Source organism: Glycomyces sp. NPDC049804 (assembly GCF_040674615.1).
Lineage (GTDB): Bacteria > Actinomycetota > Actinomycetes > Mycobacteriales > Micromonosporaceae > Glycomyces > Glycomyces niveus.
Window position 1 is genome coordinate 387596 of record NZ_JBFAMQ010000001.1, and the last position, 13509, is coordinate 401104.

The window sequence follows — 13509 nt, forward strand, 5'->3', positions numbered from 1 at the left end:
GAAGGAAAGCCCTTAAGCCTTCATCTTCTCGTAGATGTCCTTGCAGTTCGGGCAGATCGGGAAGCGGTCGGGGTCGCGGGTGGGGACCCACATCTTCCCGCACAGCGCCTTCACCGGGATGCCGTCGACCATCGCGGCCATGAGCTTGTCCTTGGGCACGTAGTGCGAGAACCGCTCCTCGTCGCCGTCCTCGTACGTGTAGTTCGGGTTGGTCTGGGTCTGCTCTTCGAGCAGGGTCGAACCAGAACCGCCGGACCCGTCAGAGCCCCCGGTGGTGGGAAGTTCGCTCACGGCAACTCACTCCTCATCAGCGCGCAAGATCCCGTCAATCTTGCCACGACTTCACGAATTCGCGACTCGCAAGCCTCGTCGAGGTCGCTCACTCCGAATCGATCATCCGGTGCTCGGGCGCCTCGAGGGTCTGTGCCCGCCGCTGGTGCCTGGTGAACACGCCCGGCTTGCGCGCCAGGCGGTCGTTCGCCAGCAGCACCGCCAGCCAGGGCAGGACCGCCATCCCGACGATGCCGAGCGCCAGCCACAGCCACAGCAGCGGGGCCTCGGCCATCACCAGGATGCCGAGCACGATCACCAGCAGCCCGCGGATCGACATCATCACGACGTACCGGATCGTCCGGTACCGCCGCTCCTCGTCGAGGGACATCGCCGCGTCGGTGATGCTGGTCGCCTTCTCACGCCTTGCCACCCTTCGAGCCTACGCCTGGCCGGTGCGGGAGGATCTGGGGCATGAAAGCAGTCGTGCAGACCGTCAGCGAAGCCGAAGTCACCGTCGAGGGCACCAGCGTGGGCGCGATCGGGGAGGGCCTCCTCGTCCTCCTGGGCGTCACCCACACGGATGGTCCCGCGGAAGTCAGGTGGATCGCCGAGAAGATCTGGTCCATGCGCATCATGCGCGACGAGCTCTCGGCATCCGATCTGGACGCGCCGATCCTCCTGGTCAGCCAGTTCACCCTCTACGCCGACACCCGCAAGGGCCGCCGCCCCTCCTGGAACAGCGCCGCCCCCGGCCCCGTCGCCGAACCCCTGGTGGAGGCCGTCGCCGCCCACCTCCGCGGCCTCGGCGCGCGCGTCGAGACCGGCAAGTTCGGCGCCATGATGCTCGTCCGCAGTGTCAACGTCGGCCCGAACACGATCCTCCTGGAGCGGTGAACGTGATCCGCCTCGCCGCCTAAAATCAACCGGGTCCGAAACCGTCCGAGAGGAGCCCGCATGATCCCGGCCGCCCCGCCCGAAACGCTTCCCTCGCTTCGGGTCTGGCAGCGCAAGGCCATGGTCGCCTACCACCGGGGTCAATCACGCGACTTCCTCGCCGTGGCGACGCCCGGCGCCGGCAAGACCACCTTCGCGCTGCGCATCGCCTACGACCTGCTCGCCGACGGCACCGTCGACACCGTCACCGTCGTCGCCCCCACCGAGCACCTCAAGGCCCAGTGGTCCGGCGCGGCCGCCCGCTTCGGCATCCAGCTCGACCCGGCCTTCCGCAACGCCGACGTCCACAGTGCCGCCGACTACCACGGCGTGGTCCTCACCTACGCCCAGATCGGCGCCGACCCGGCCGTCCACCGCCGCCGCACCCTCGCGCGCCGCACGCTCGTCATCCTCGACGAGATCCACCACGCCGGCGACGCCCGCTCCTGGGGCGACGGCGTCAAGACCGCCTTCGACGAGGCCGAACGCCGCCTCGCCCTCACCGGCACCCCGTTCCGCAGCGACGACAACCCGATCCCGTTCGTCGAGTACGAGCAGGAGGCCGACGGCGCCATGCGCTCGCGCGCCGACGCGCTCTACGGCTACCGGGACGCGCTCGCCGACGGCGTCGTGCGCCCGGTCATGTTCATGGCCTACTCGGGCCAGGCGAAGTGGCGCACGAGCGCGGGGGACGAGCTGGCCGTGCGGCTCGGCCAGCCGCTCACGAAGGACCTCACGAGCCAGGCCTGGCGCACCGCGCTCGATCCTGAAGGCGAGTGGATCAAGCAGGTCATCCGGGCCGCCGACCGGCGGCTCTCGTCACTGCGCTCGGCGGGCATCCCCGACGCGGGCGGGCTCATCATCGCCTCGGACCAGAACAGCGCCCGCGCCTACGCGGGGATCCTCAAACGCGTCACCGGGAAGAGCGCCACGATCGTCCTCTCCGACGACGCGGGCTCCTCGGACAAGATCGCGAAGTTCGCCGAGTCCGAAGAGGAGTGGCTCGTGGCGGTCCGCATGGTCTCCGAGGGCGTCGACATCCCCCGCCTCGCGGTCGGCGTCTACGCCACGAACGCGCACACGCCGCTGTACTTCGCGCAGGCCATCGGCCGCTTCGTGCGGTCGCGGCGCCCCGGCGAGACCGCCTCGGTGTTCCTGCCGAGCGTGATCCCGCTGCTGAGCCTCGCCGAGAACCTCGAGGCCGACCGCGACCACGTCATCAAGCCCAAGTCGCAGGACGAGGATCCGGAGCTGCTGCTCGAGCAGGCGCAGCGGGTCCTCAACGAGGGCACCGAACTCGGCGGCCAGCGCGAGACCCTGGAGTCGAACGCGGAACTCGACCAGGTGATCTTCGACGGCGGCTCGTTCGGCCTGCCGGTCGAGGCCGGGAGCGCCGAGGAGCAGGAGTACCTGGGCCTGCCGGGCCTGCTGACCCAGGAGCAGGTGCACCTCCTGCTGCAGAAGCGCCAGCGCGAGCAGATGGCGAAGCAGAAGTCGGGGACCCGCACCGAGACCGTGGAGCGGCCGCAGACCGAGCCGGCGATGACCAACGCGCAGAAGCGGTTGAAGCTCCGCAAGCAGTTGAACGCGCTCGTGGGCGCCCGCTCGTTCGCGACGAACGAGCCGCACGGGAAGATCCACGCGAAGCTCCGCTCGACCTGCGGTGGGCCCCCGAGCGCGCAGGCGACCATCGAGCAGCTGGAAGAGCGGATCGCCGTCATTCGTTCGTGGTGAGCCGGGGCCTCGCAACGGCAAACGGCAATTGGCCGCCCTCTTGGGCGGCCCATTGCCGTCTTCTTGGAATCGAATCAGGGCCCGGACGAAACCTCCGCCCGGGCCCTTTGGAAGCTTGTAAGCCTGTGCGCGCTAGTTCTCCGAGGCCATGAGGTCGGTGCCGCGCCACTCGAATTCGGGGTCGGCGGTGAAGTCGATGGCGATCGGGACGAGCTTCTCGGCGAACTGGTTCGCGTGGTGGCCGCAGAAGACGAGGTCGCCGCCTTCGGCCAGGGTCACGCGAAGCTTTGCCGCGGCACTGCACCGGTCGCAGCGCTCGCCCGCGATCGGACGTTCCTCCGTCTGGGGCGGGGGCGTCAGGGTGGATGTCATACCAGGTCCTCCGCTGCGTTCGGTCGCCGTGCTCTGCACGGCAGTGGATCTCTAAAGCCGGCCTGTTGACCGGCTCGTTCCGTTCAACGCCTGCACTGTACTACCTCTTCCCGACAGTTCCCGACTGAGACTCGGCTCACTCGGGGCATCGGTGCGATGGTTGCTCCACACCGTAGCCCACATAACGGCGATCGACAACCCGGCACGAGCTTTGGACACCTACCCGTTCGGGTGATACACCGCTGCTCGGAGCCGTGCTGCCCCTTGGGGTTTCCAGTTACGCCGGGAGCGAAACAGGACTAATCGAGATAGTCGCGGAGCACCTGCGAGCGCGACGGGTGCCGCAGCTTCGACATGGTCTTCGACTCGATCTGGCGGATGCGCTCGCGGGTGACCCCGTAGACCTGGCCGATCTCGTCGAGGGTGCGCGGCTGGCCGTCGGTGAGGCCGAACCGGAGCCGGACGACGCCCGCCTCGCGCTCGGAGAGGGTCTGCAGCACTTGCTGGAGCTGGCCCTGGAGGAGCGAGAAGGAGACCGCGTCGACGGCCACGATGGCCTCGGAGTCCTCGATGAAGTCGCCGAGCTGGCTGTCGCCCTCGTCGCCGATGGTCTGGTCGAGGCTGATCGGCTCGCGCGCGTACTGCTGGATCTCGAGGACCTTCTCCGGGGAGATGTCCATCTCCTTGGCGAGCTCGTCCGGGCTGGGCTCGCGCCCGAGGTCCTGCAGCAGCTCGCGCTGGATGCGGCCGAGCTTGTTGATGACCTCGACCATGTGGACCGGTATGCGGATGGTCCGCGCCTGGTCGGCCATGGCGCGGGTGATCGCCTGCCGGATCCACCAGGTGGCGTACGTGGAGAACTTGTAGCCCTTGGTGTAGTCGAACTTCTCGACGGCGCGGATGAGGCCGAGGTTGCCTTCCTGGATGAGGTCCAGGAACGCCATGCCGCGGCCGGTGTAGCGCTTGGCGAGGGAGACGACGAGGCGGAGGTTCGCCTCGAGGAGGTGGTCCTTGGCGCGGTCGCCGTCGCGGACGATCCACTCGAGGTCCCGGCGCATCTGCGTGGGGATCTCCTCGCCGGCCTCGCGGAGGAGCTTGAGGCGCTCGACGGCGTAGAGGCCGGCCTCGATGCGCTTGGCGAGCTCGACCTCCTGGGCCGCGTTGAGGAGCGGGACCTTGCCGATCTGCTTGAGGTAGGCGCGGACCGAGTCGGCCGAGGCGGTCATCTCGGCGTCCTTGCGGGCCTGCTTGAGCGCCTCCGAGTCCTCCTCGTCCCACTCGAAGTCGTCGCCCTCTTCGTCCTCTTCGCCGTCCTTCTTGGACTTGCCGCGGGCGGTGGCCTTCTTGGCGGCCTTCTTGCGGGTGGCCTTCTTGGCGGGCGCGGCCGCGGCGGCTTCCGCCAACGCGTCGTCGTCCTCGGCGGCCGCGAGGTCGGCCTCGTCGGGCTCTTCGCCCTCGACGGGCTTCTTGGCGGCGGCCTTCTTGACCGCCTTCTTGGCGACGGCCTTCTTAGCGGTCTTCTTGGCGGCCTTCTTGACCGGGGCCTCCTCGCCCGCTTCTTCAGCGGCGGGGGCGGCGGCGGCCTTCTTGGCCGTCTTCTTCACCGCGGCCTTCTTGGCGGTCTTCGCGGTGGTGGTCCGGGAGGAGGTGGCGGTGCGGGCGGCGGGGACGCGCTTGCGCGTGGAGGCGGAGCCGTCCACGACCACGGTCACCTCGGCCTCGGCCAGGGCGCGGAGCACCTTCTTGCCTTCGGCGGGGGAGGCCTGCACCGACTCCAGAACCTGGGCGACCGTCGCGGACGTCAGCTGCCCGTTGCTCTCTCGGGCCAGAGCGAGCAGCGAGTCGGTCAGGGAATTGACGTCTGTGCCGGTGGGACGTGCGTCAGTCACGAGCAACCTTCCGAGGCAATGGCGGGCACGGCGCAGCCGGGCTCCATAGCGGGTGAGCGTTGGATATTGGGTCGGCAGCCCAGGTCGGCACAACGACCGGGCAGGCGTGAATTGTAGCGCCGAAATTCGCCTTCGGCCCGTCCGTGGTGCCGTTTCGAGCTGTGTTTCCGCATTTTCAGTGTCGATGTGTCGCAGCACGTGGGGTGTGACGGCGCTCTATTCTACCGTGCAGGTGCCCTCGGGCGGCGTGCCGAGCCCGCCCTGCGCGAAGGACTGGCGCGCGTCGGAGGCCGAGCGGACCTCTTGGAAGTCGTCGCCCAGGACGATGGTGATCGGCTTGTCCCAGTCGATGTCGAAGGCCTGGGTGCCTTGGTAGAAGTACGCGTGGGCGTGGACGCCGGCCGCGTACTGCTCGGGGCCGAAGTACACGAGCGCGGTGCCGTCGTAGGACTCGTCGGCGTCCCCCGTCTCGGTGACGACGAAGCCCCGGTCCTCGAGCTGGAGCGCGGCCTGGTCGGCAAGCCCGTCCCGGTCGGTGCCGTTGAGGACGACCAGCTCGATCTCCTCGGGCTTGGGGATGTCGTCGGTCTTGATCACGACCGCGCCGGGCGGGCAGTCCCCGTTCGCGGAGGTCTGCGAGTCGTTCTGGATCGCCCAGAACGTCACCAGGCCCGCCACCAGCGCCAATGCGCACAGAACCGTCAACGCGCGGATACGAGCGATACGCACGGCTGCCTCCCCGAGTCTCCAATGGTGCCAACGAACGTCCTGCACTTAGACGAGCCGACGGCCCGCGAACGTTGCCATGCGAAAGGCTATCGTGCGCGGGTCGTCTTCGTGGGCGAGAGGCGGTACACTCGCTGCGCTCGACACAGAAGTGTTTCTCGCCACAATGGGGATGAAAAAGGCGGGGCCGTCGTGTATAGGAATGGACTGCACGCGGTAAGGTACGCCGCCTGCAGGGACGGAACCGAAACCCGCCAGGAACCCGAGCCGGGCCGCTGTGTCACCCGAACACTCCAGCGGCAACCCGCCGTGCTCGGCTCCGCAAGAGCAAACCAATGGGAGTGGAAAAGAATGGCAACCGACTACGACGCCCCGCGCCGCGACAAGGAAGAGTCCGCCGGGACCGACGGCATCGACGCCCTTGCCAAGGGCCGCACCGATCAATCGGGGTCGGTGGACGTCGACGAGGCCGAGGTGGCCGAGAACTTCGAGCTGCCGGGCGCCGACCTGGGCGACGAGGAGCTCTCGGTGAAGGTCCTGCCGATGCAGCAGGACGAGTTCCGATGCTCCAGCTGCTTCCTGGTCCACCACCGCAGCCAGTTCGCCAAGGAGAAGAACGGGCAGCCGATCTGCAAGGACTGCGCGTAGCGCCCGAGCCGTCCATGACGGCCCGGCCCGCGGCGACCAGTGCCGCCCCGAACGGTGCCCCTCGGATAGCGCACGGCTCGCAGGATGCCTCCTGCGGGCCGTCTCGCTCATCCGGCCACTAAGCCTCCACCGGCTCCCGGGAGGCCGTCAGGGCCGCCTTGAGGCGGTCGGGACGGCGTGATGAGACGAGCCAGTAAGGAGTCGGATCCTCAGGGTCGTCGAGCACGAGCCGCACACCCCGGCCGATCCACGGCCGCTGCACCACGAACGCCAGCGGATGCAGGGCCACGCCCAAGGCGTCCGCGTACGCGGTGCCCTCGAGCACCTGCACCTCGGCGACGGCCGACATCGGCAGCTTCGCGTCGTCGACGTGCAGCCACACCTCGCCGTCCCGCTCCGCGACGCTCACCCGCAGGCGGCACAGCCACACCGCGCCCAGCACCACGGCGACCATGAGCGCGACGCTCGCGGTGACGCGCCACCAGCGCAGGTCGCCGAAGTTCGACAGCGCCCCGGCGAGCACCGCCAGCACGATCACGGCGAGCCAGCCCGCCACCGGCAGTCGCATGCGCTCGGCGTACCGTTCCCCACTCCTCATATCTGAGACCATATCCCCGCAACTTGCACGGCCCCCGAGGCGTGCGCCGCGAGTGAGAGGAACCCGATGACCGCCGAGATCCCGGTCGCGATCAAGCGGCTCGACCCCGAGCTGCCCCTGCCCGCCTACGCCCACCCCGGCGACGCGGGCGCCGACCTGTACGCCGCCGAAGGCGTCACCCTGGCCCCCGGTCAGCGGGCCCTCGTCGGCACCGGCGTCGCCGTGGCCATCCCGGACGGGCACGTCGGCTACACGAACCCGCGCTCCGGGCTCGCCCACCGCCTCGGCGTGACCATCGTCAACGCGCCCGGCACGATCGACTCCGGCTACCGCGGTGAGATCAAGATCAACCTCGTGAACCTCGACCCGGAGCGGACCGCCGTCATCGAACGCGGGGACCGTGTCGCACAATTGGTAGTCCAACCGGTTGTGCGAGCCCGTTTCACCGAGGTCGACGACCTCGCGCCGACGCAGCGCGGCGCGAGCGGCCACGGGTCCACCGGCGGGCACCGCCGACTTGCAGAGGAGAGCGAACGTGTTTAAGCGGCGAAAGTCGAAGAAGCAGCGCCCCGCCGAGGGCGCCGTCCTCGACTCCCTGGCCGAGAGCGGGGAGTCCTTCGAGCAGGAGGCCACCGAAGGCCCGTTCGACGTGAGCGACGCCCCCGACGACGACGTCCGCCGCATCGACCTGGGAGCGATCCGCCTCCCCGTCCCCAAGGGCGTGGGCTTCCAGGCCCAGACCGACGCCAAGGGCAACATCAGCCAGGTCCTGCTCACCACTGGCGCCTCCGCGCTCCAGCTGCTCGTGCGCGCCGCGCCCCGCACCGAGGGCATCTGGGACGAGTTCCGCGGCGAGCTCACCGCCCAGGTCACCGGCCAGGGCGGCCAGGTCGAGGAGGTCGAGGGCCGCTGGGGCACCGAGCTCATCGCCAAGGTCGCCTCCAAGAACGGCACCAACTCGGTGCGGTTCTGCGGCGTCGACGGCCCCCGCTGGTTCGTGCAGGCCACCTTCCAGGGCCAGCGCGCCCTCGACGAGGACGCCGCCCCCGAGCTCGACGAGGCCCTGCGCCTCCTCGTGATCGACCGCGGCTCGATCGCCATGCCGGTGCGCGAGCCCCTGCCGCTCAAGCTCCCGCCGAAGATGGCCGAGGAGGCCGCCGCGCGCATCGCGCAGCGCAAGGCCGAAGGCGGCGACGGCAACCGCGCCATCATCGCGGCCGGCGACACCCCCCGCCCGCAGGTCCGCCGCAAGCCCTCCCCGCGCCCCAAGCGGTAGGGGAGGACGTGGCCCCCGCCGCCGCGCGCGTCAAGGACTGGCTGAAGCGGATCGCGGCGCCTTCGCAGGAGCTGTTCGCCGACGAGATCCGCCGCACGTCGTCCGCCGACACCCTCGACGCCGACACCACCCCGATCGAACGGCTCGAACCGCGGCAGCTCGCCGCGGTCGCCGGTCGGCTGAGGACCGTCGTGCTCCGCACCGACGGCCGTTCCCCCTCCGTGGAGGCGGAACTCTTCGACGGCACCGGACAGGTCGCATTGGTCTGGATGGGGCGACGGCGTATCGTGGGCCTTGAGGCCGGGACGAGGCTCGTCGCCCGAGGCCGCGTGGCCCAGCTGGGCGACGGTCGACTCGTCGTCTACAACCCGTCCTACGAACTGCGCCCCTGAGCGCGGACCAGCCACACGACCTGGAAGGCCCGCATTGAGCACCGAGACGCCGGCCCACGAGACCGAGAACGCGCCGAAGCAGGCCGAGCGCCGCGAGGCCGACGGCGATGAGCTCCCGCCGTTCACCGAGCAGCTGTCCCAGCAGCTCGGCGGTGTCAAGGGCGTCGTGGAGGCGGCCGTCCCGATCACCTTGTTCGTGGTGCTCAACCCGCTGCTGCCCGACCAGATGGGGCCGCTGACCGGGCTCCAATGGTCCATCATCATCTCGGCCGCGAGCGCGTTCGCGATCGCCGGGTGGCGCGCCGCGCGCAAGGAGTCGATCCGCCACGCGCTCAACGGCCTCTTCGGGATCGCGCTCGGCGCGTTCCTCGCCTGGCGCTCGACGGACGCGCGCAACTTCTACCTGCCCGGCATCATCCAGGGCTCGATCTACGGCGTGCTGCTCATCGTCTCGGCGCTGGTGCGCCACCCGATCATCGGCTGGATCTACGCCGTGGTCGCCCAGGGCGGCAAGAAGGAGTGGCGGCAGAACAAGCCGCTCGTCGACATCCTGAGCCGCCTGACGATCCTGTGGGGCATCGTGTTCCTCCTCAAGAACGCGGCCCGCATCTGGCTGTACTACCTGGACTACGACAACGCGCTCGGCCTGGTCACGCTCTTCGGCGGCTGGCCGGTGACGATCGCGTTGACGGCCTTCACGATCTGGGCGGTGCGCCGCAGGATGCGGTCCGTCGAGGCGGCCGCGCCGGACGCGGACTGAGACGCGGCGAAGGCGCGGTGCCCGCGGGCACCGCGCCTTCGCGCTGTCTAACTCGGGAAGCACTCGAACGCCGGCGCGCCGGCGAGCGCTCCGGAGACGTTGAACCCGAACTCGACGGAACCGCCGACGGGGATCGCCTTGTTCCAGTCGACGGGCGCCGCCATCTCGGAGGTGCCCATCGTGGAGTGCGAGGCGTTCCAGATGTCGCCGAGCGTCACGCCGCTCGGCATCTGCCAGTGCAGCATCCAGTTGTGGATGGCCTGCGTCCCGGTGTTGGCCACCTTCACGGTGACCGTGGCGCCCGAGCCCCAGCTGTTGACCGTCGCCGTCGCGGCGCAGGCGATCCCGGCCGGGCCGCCCGTGGTGGGCTCCTCGGTGGGGCCGCCGCTGGTCGGGGCGGTGGTCGGGTCCGTCGGCTGCTCGGTGGGCTGGCCTTCGCCGAACCACACGTCGGAGCAGGAGTAGAAGGTCTGGTCGAAGTGGCTGGCCTGCCAGATCATGAAGACGATGTGGTGGCCGGTGCGCCCGGGCGCGGAGACGTCGATGTCGACGAGGGTGCCGCCGCCCGACGGGGGCGTGCGGCCCTCGCCGGGGAGGATCTTCGGCGTCTCCTCCAGCAGTTCGAGGTCGGCCCAGTCGAGCGCGTCGGTCTGGGCGTCGTACCCCTGCTTGGTGACGTAGATGCGGTAGTAGTCCGCGCCGTGGTTCGCCTGGTCCCAGTTGGTGAACGTGAAGTTCGAGTTCACCTTGGTGGTCTTCCAGGCGCCGGGGTCGTCGAGGGGCGCATACCGGGTGCCGCCCGTCCGTCCGCCCGAGCACAACTGGTTGTCGGGGAGGGCCCCCTGGTGGTTGCCGCCGACCTGTTCGCGGTAGAGGCCGTTCCAGTTCCACATGGCGTTGGGGTCGTTCTGCCAGGCGGCCCAGCACATGGGGTCCTCTTGGGCCATGTCCGGGTTCTGGAAGTCCGAGCCCCACCGCTCCCAGCAGCCGTAGTGGCGCGAGGAGGGGCCGATGGCGGTGCCGTGGCTGGAGGCGGGCTGGATGAACACGACCGCCGCGGCCCCGGCCGCGAAGAGCGCGGCGACGAGGACGATGAGGCTGCGGAGGCTCCGCCGCCGCGGTGTGCTTCGGAGGGTGGCTCCGAATCTTCTGAGGTGCAACATGAAAGCGCTCCCAAATAATAGGAACATTGAGAACTTTCAATGTATCTCGCGATGCTCGCGCCTGTAAAGCCCGAAGGGCCAGGTTTGCGCGGTGTGTTTTCAGCGGCGTTTTCCCAGGAAGACCGAGCGGGTCGCGTCCTCGGCGTCCTCATTGCACACGAACACGAGCTCGTCGCCCGCCTCGAGGGTGTCGTCGGGGCTCGGCGCGATGACACGGCGGCCGCGCAGGATCGCCACGAGCGCCACGTCGTGCGGCAGCGGCACCTCCGCGACGCGGCTGCCCACGTGCGGCGCCTCGAGCGGCAGCGTGATCTCGACGAGGTTCGCCTGCGACTGGCGGAAGGTCAAGAGCCGCACCAGGTCGCCGACGCTCACGGCCTCTTCCACGAGCGCGGCGAGCAGCCGCGGCTTGGACACCGAGACGTCCACGCCCCACTCCTCGTTGAACAGCCACTCGTTCTCGGCCCGGTTCACGCGCGCGACCACGCGCGGCACCGCGAACTCGGTCTTCGACAGCAGGCTCACCACGAGGTTCACCTTGTCGTCCCCGGTGGCGGCCACGGCCACGTCGCAGCCTTCGAGGTGCGCCTGGCGCAGGTTCTCCAGCTCGCACGCGTCCGCGAGCAGCCACTCGGCCTCCGGGACCCGCTCCGGCCGCATCGAGTCGGGGTCGCGCTCGATGAGCAGCACCTGGTGGCCGTTGCCGACCAGCTCCGCGGCGATCGACCGGCCGACGTTCCCGGCCCCGGCGATGGCGACCCTCATGCGGCACCTCCCTGCGGGGCGGCGCCCGCGATCTCGCGGATGCGGGCCTCGTCCCCGTCGGCGACGAGCATGTACACCTGGTCGCCGTCCTGCAGCACCGTCGAGGGGGTCGGCAGGGTCGCGCGCCCGAACCGGGTCACGTACGCCACCCGGTGCCCGGTCGCCTGCTCCAGGAGGGCCAGCGCGTTGCCGTACCAGGCCTCGTCGCACACGATCTCGACCATCGACAGGGTCGCGGTCGGGTCGCGCCACAGCGGCTCCTGGTCCTCCGGGAGCAGGTGGCGCAGCAGCCGGTCGGCCGTCCACCGCACCGTCGCCACGGTCGGGATGCCAAGGCGCTCATAGACGCTCGCGCGCTGGGGGTCGTAGATGCGGGCGATGACCTTGGGGACGCCGTAGTTCTCGCGGGCGACCCGCGCGGCGATGATGTTCGAGTTGTCGCCCGAGGAGACCGAGACGAACGCGTCGGCCCGGTTGATGCCGGCCTTCGCCAGGACCTCGCGGTCGAAGCCGACGCCGCGCACCGTGGTCTCGTCGAAGTCGGGGCCCAAGCGGCGGAACGCCTTCGGGTTCTGGTCGATGATCCCGATCGTGTGCCCGCGCTCCACCAGGCTCCGCGCCAGGGACGAACCCACGCGGCCGCAGCCCATGATCACCACATGCACCCGGCTCACCCCTCGTTCAAACGCTGATCCCGTGACGATACCGCGCCGCCCGGACGCCCGGGCCGGACGCATCGACTCCGGTGAACACTCAGAAAAAACCGGCCAAGGAGGTATGCAGACGACAGTCCAAAAGCGTCTAGCTATCGGAACGTCACACAACCCGAGGAGACCCGATGCTCGACCACTCCCGTCCCTCCCTCTCCCGCCGCGCCCTCATCGGCGGCATCGCCGCGGGCGCCGTGGCCGCCGCCGCGGTCGCCGCTCCGGCCGCCGCCGAGAAGTCCGAGTCCTGCAAACCCGCGAAGCTCGTCCCCGGCGACCTCGTCGTCGTCCCCGCCCCGGGCGGCCCGACGACGGCCGCGGCCGTCGGCAAGGGCATCGCCCTCCTCGAGAGCTGGGGGCTGCGGGTCGAGCTGACCGAGCACGCGCTCGACACGTTCGGCTACCTCTCCGCGCCCGACGCCGACCGCCTCGCCGACCTCCAGTACGCGCTCGACCACCCGGAGGCGAAGGCGCTCATGACCGCCCGCGGCGGCTACGGCACCACCCGCATCATCGACGAAGTGGACTTCTCGGGCCTCGAGGACCATCCGAAGCTCATCGTCGGCTACTCCGACATCACCGCGCTGCACCTGGCCGCCAACCACCACACCGGCATCTCGAGCCTGCACTCGCCGATGATGGCCTGGTCGTCCAACAACACCGCCGCGACCGCCGAGTCGCTGCGCAGCGCGCTCATGTCGACCGACCCGGTCGTCCTCACCCGCGACCCGGCCGAGCCCACCGCGGCCGTCGAGGTCCCCGGCACCGCGAGCGGCCCCCTCTACGGCGGCAACCTCTCCCTGCTCGACGCCGAACCCGACGACAACCACCTGCCGGACTTCGACGGCGCGATCCTCTTCATCGAGGACACCGACGAATACCGCTACCGCATCGACGGGATGCTCACCCGCTTCACGCGCGCCGGGCACTTCGACGGCCTCGCCGGGATCGCCGTCGGCCAGTTCACCCCGAACGAGCACGACGAGTACAAGCCCGGCGAGTGGACGATGAACGAGGTCCTCATGGACCGCCTCGGCGGCCTCGGCATCCCCGTCCTCGGCGGCCTCAAGGTCGGCCACGGCCTCGACCCGCGCGTCATGCCGCTGGGCACCGAAGCCGTCCTCGACACCGACGCCGGAACGCTGACGATCGAAGCGGCCGTAGGCGAGTAGCGGCCAGCGGCGGGACCCGCCCGCCGCGGGTCCCGGCCACGCGCCGGCGGCGACCCTCCGCGCGGCGAGCGCGCCCGCCAGGGCCGCATGTGCGTCCGACG

General features: G+C 70.0%; 17 protein-coding genes. 8 read left to right on the forward strand and 9 right to left on the reverse strand.

The features are described from left to right. Positions 1-12: 12 nt before the first annotated feature. The gene (locus tag AB0K52_RS01790) at positions 13-234 is read right to left on the reverse strand and encodes a DUF3039 domain-containing protein (protein WP_243900914.1); all 222 of its coding nucleotides are present in this window, start codon (positions 232-234) and stop codon (positions 13-15) included. A gap of 145 nt (positions 235-379) precedes the next feature. Then, positions 380-703, reverse strand: a complete 324-nt coding sequence (locus AB0K52_RS01795) for a DUF3099 domain-containing protein (RefSeq protein ID WP_363524688.1) — start codon at positions 701-703, stop codon at positions 380-382. A gap of 41 nt (positions 704-744) precedes the next feature. Between AB0K52_RS01795 and dtd the strand changes: the two genes are divergently transcribed. Both dtd and AB0K52_RS01805 read left to right on the forward strand, forming a co-directional pair. After that, a complete protein-coding gene (gene dtd, locus AB0K52_RS01800; RefSeq protein ID WP_363524691.1) occupies positions 745-1167 on the forward strand; it encodes a D-aminoacyl-tRNA deacylase in 423 nt (140 codons plus the stop codon). A 60-nt stretch (positions 1168-1227) separates the two neighbouring features. Beyond that, on the forward strand, positions 1228-2940 hold the full coding sequence (locus AB0K52_RS01805; RefSeq protein WP_363524693.1) for a DEAD/DEAH box helicase: 1713 nt from the start codon (positions 1228-1230) through the stop codon (positions 2938-2940). A 132-nt stretch (positions 2941-3072) separates the two neighbouring features. On the opposite strand, the gene AB0K52_RS01810 is transcribed toward AB0K52_RS01805, so the two are convergent. The 3 genes from AB0K52_RS01810 to AB0K52_RS01820 all read right to left on the reverse strand — a co-directional run bounded on the left by AB0K52_RS01810 (position 3073) and on the right by AB0K52_RS01820 (position 5930). Then, a complete protein-coding gene (locus AB0K52_RS01810) occupies positions 3073-3312 on the reverse strand; it encodes a hypothetical protein (protein WP_091053111.1) in 240 nt (79 codons plus the stop codon). 299 nt (positions 3313-3611) lie between these two features. Further along, entirely contained in the window at positions 3612-5201 is a 1590-nt protein-coding gene (locus AB0K52_RS01815; RefSeq protein WP_363524696.1) for an RNA polymerase sigma factor, read from the reverse strand. A gap of 216 nt (positions 5202-5417) precedes the next feature. Next, on the reverse strand, positions 5418-5930 hold the full coding sequence (locus AB0K52_RS01820) for a LytR C-terminal domain-containing protein (protein ID WP_363524699.1): 513 nt from the start codon (positions 5928-5930) through the stop codon (positions 5418-5420). A 348-nt stretch (positions 5931-6278) separates the two neighbouring features. Here AB0K52_RS01820 and AB0K52_RS01825 point away from each other — a divergent pair, with 348 nt between their 5' ends. Next, positions 6279-6575 (forward strand): DUF4193 domain-containing protein, encoded by a 297-nt coding sequence (locus tag AB0K52_RS01825; RefSeq protein ID WP_208495249.1) that lies wholly within the window; start codon positions 6279-6281, stop codon positions 6573-6575. 118 nt (positions 6576-6693) lie between these two features. Here the strand turns inward: AB0K52_RS01825 and AB0K52_RS01830 are convergent, their stop codons facing one another. After that, the gene (locus tag AB0K52_RS01830; RefSeq protein ID WP_363524703.1) at positions 6694-7173 is read right to left on the reverse strand and encodes a DUF3093 domain-containing protein; all 480 of its coding nucleotides are present in this window, start codon (positions 7171-7173) and stop codon (positions 6694-6696) included. 66 nt (positions 7174-7239) lie between these two features. On the opposite strand from AB0K52_RS01830, the gene dut reads away from it, so the two are divergent. The 4 genes from dut to AB0K52_RS01850 are packed head-to-tail and all read left to right on the forward strand — an operon-like array spanning position 7240 to position 9601. Continuing rightward, the gene (gene dut, locus AB0K52_RS01835) at positions 7240-7716 is read left to right on the forward strand and encodes a dUTP diphosphatase (RefSeq protein ID WP_363524706.1); all 477 of its coding nucleotides are present in this window, start codon (positions 7240-7242) and stop codon (positions 7714-7716) included. After that, the gene (locus AB0K52_RS01840) at positions 7709-8449 is read left to right on the forward strand and encodes a DUF3710 domain-containing protein (RefSeq protein ID WP_363524709.1); all 741 of its coding nucleotides are present in this window, start codon (positions 7709-7711) and stop codon (positions 8447-8449) included. Before dut ends, AB0K52_RS01840 begins: the two co-directional genes overlap by 8 nt. Before the next feature lie 8 nt (positions 8450-8457). Then, complete coding sequence (locus tag AB0K52_RS01845) at positions 8458-8841, forward strand: OB-fold nucleic acid binding domain-containing protein (protein ID WP_243900865.1); 384 nt, start codon at positions 8458-8460, stop codon at positions 8839-8841. 34 nt (positions 8842-8875) lie between these two features. Continuing rightward, the gene (locus AB0K52_RS01850) at positions 8876-9601 is read left to right on the forward strand and encodes a DUF3159 domain-containing protein (protein WP_363524712.1); all 726 of its coding nucleotides are present in this window, start codon (positions 8876-8878) and stop codon (positions 9599-9601) included. 47 nt (positions 9602-9648) lie between these two features. On the opposite strand, the gene AB0K52_RS01855 is transcribed toward AB0K52_RS01850, so the two are convergent. The 3 genes from AB0K52_RS01855 to AB0K52_RS01865 form a co-directional block, all read right to left on the reverse strand. Continuing rightward, entirely contained in the window at positions 9649-10764 is a 1116-nt protein-coding gene (locus tag AB0K52_RS01855) for a lytic polysaccharide monooxygenase (RefSeq protein ID WP_363524714.1), read from the reverse strand. A gap of 99 nt (positions 10765-10863) precedes the next feature. Beyond that, positions 10864-11529, reverse strand: coding sequence for a TrkA family potassium uptake protein (locus tag AB0K52_RS01860; RefSeq protein WP_363524717.1), 666 nt, complete (start codon positions 11527-11529; stop codon positions 10864-10866). Continuing rightward, complete coding sequence (locus AB0K52_RS01865; protein ID WP_363525042.1) at positions 11526-12194, reverse strand: TrkA family potassium uptake protein; 669 nt, start codon at positions 12192-12194, stop codon at positions 11526-11528. The genes AB0K52_RS01860 and AB0K52_RS01865 overlap by 4 nt, the downstream gene beginning before the upstream one ends. A 173-nt stretch (positions 12195-12367) precedes the next feature. On the opposite strand from AB0K52_RS01865, the gene AB0K52_RS01870 reads away from it, so the two are divergent. After that, complete coding sequence (locus AB0K52_RS01870) at positions 12368-13408, forward strand: LD-carboxypeptidase (RefSeq protein WP_363524719.1); 1041 nt, start codon at positions 12368-12370, stop codon at positions 13406-13408. Positions 13409-13509: the final 101 nt, after the last annotated feature.

Excerpts from the sequence above, each read along its gene's own strand:
- dtd (WP_363524691.1), top strand. The coding sequence starts at position 745 with ATGAAAGCAGTCGTGCAGACCGTCAGCGAAGCCGAAGTCACCGTCGAG.
- AB0K52_RS01805 (WP_363524693.1), top strand. The coding sequence starts at position 1,228 with ATGATCCCGGCCGCCCCGCCCGAAACGCTTCCCTCGCTTCGGGTCTGG.
- AB0K52_RS01810 (WP_091053111.1), bottom strand. The coding sequence starts at position 3,312 with ATGACATCCACCCTGACGCCCCCGCCCCAGACGGAGGAACGTCCGATC.
- AB0K52_RS01825 (WP_208495249.1), top strand. The coding sequence starts at position 6,279 with ATGGCAACCGACTACGACGCCCCGCGCCGCGACAAGGAAGAGTCCGCC.
- AB0K52_RS01830 (WP_363524703.1), bottom strand. The coding sequence starts at position 7,173 with ATGAGGAGTGGGGAACGGTACGCCGAGCGCATGCGACTGCCGGTGGCG.
- dut (WP_363524706.1), top strand. The coding sequence starts at position 7,240 with ATGACCGCCGAGATCCCGGTCGCGATCAAGCGGCTCGACCCCGAGCTG.
- AB0K52_RS01855 (WP_363524714.1), bottom strand. The coding sequence starts at position 10,764 with ATGTTGCACCTCAGAAGATTCGGAGCCACCCTCCGAAGCACACCGCGG.
- AB0K52_RS01860 (WP_363524717.1), bottom strand. The coding sequence starts at position 11,529 with ATGAGGGTCGCCATCGCCGGGGCCGGGAACGTCGGCCGGTCGATCGCC.
- AB0K52_RS01870 (WP_363524719.1), top strand. The coding sequence starts at position 12,368 with ATGCTCGACCACTCCCGTCCCTCCCTCTCCCGCCGCGCCCTCATCGGC.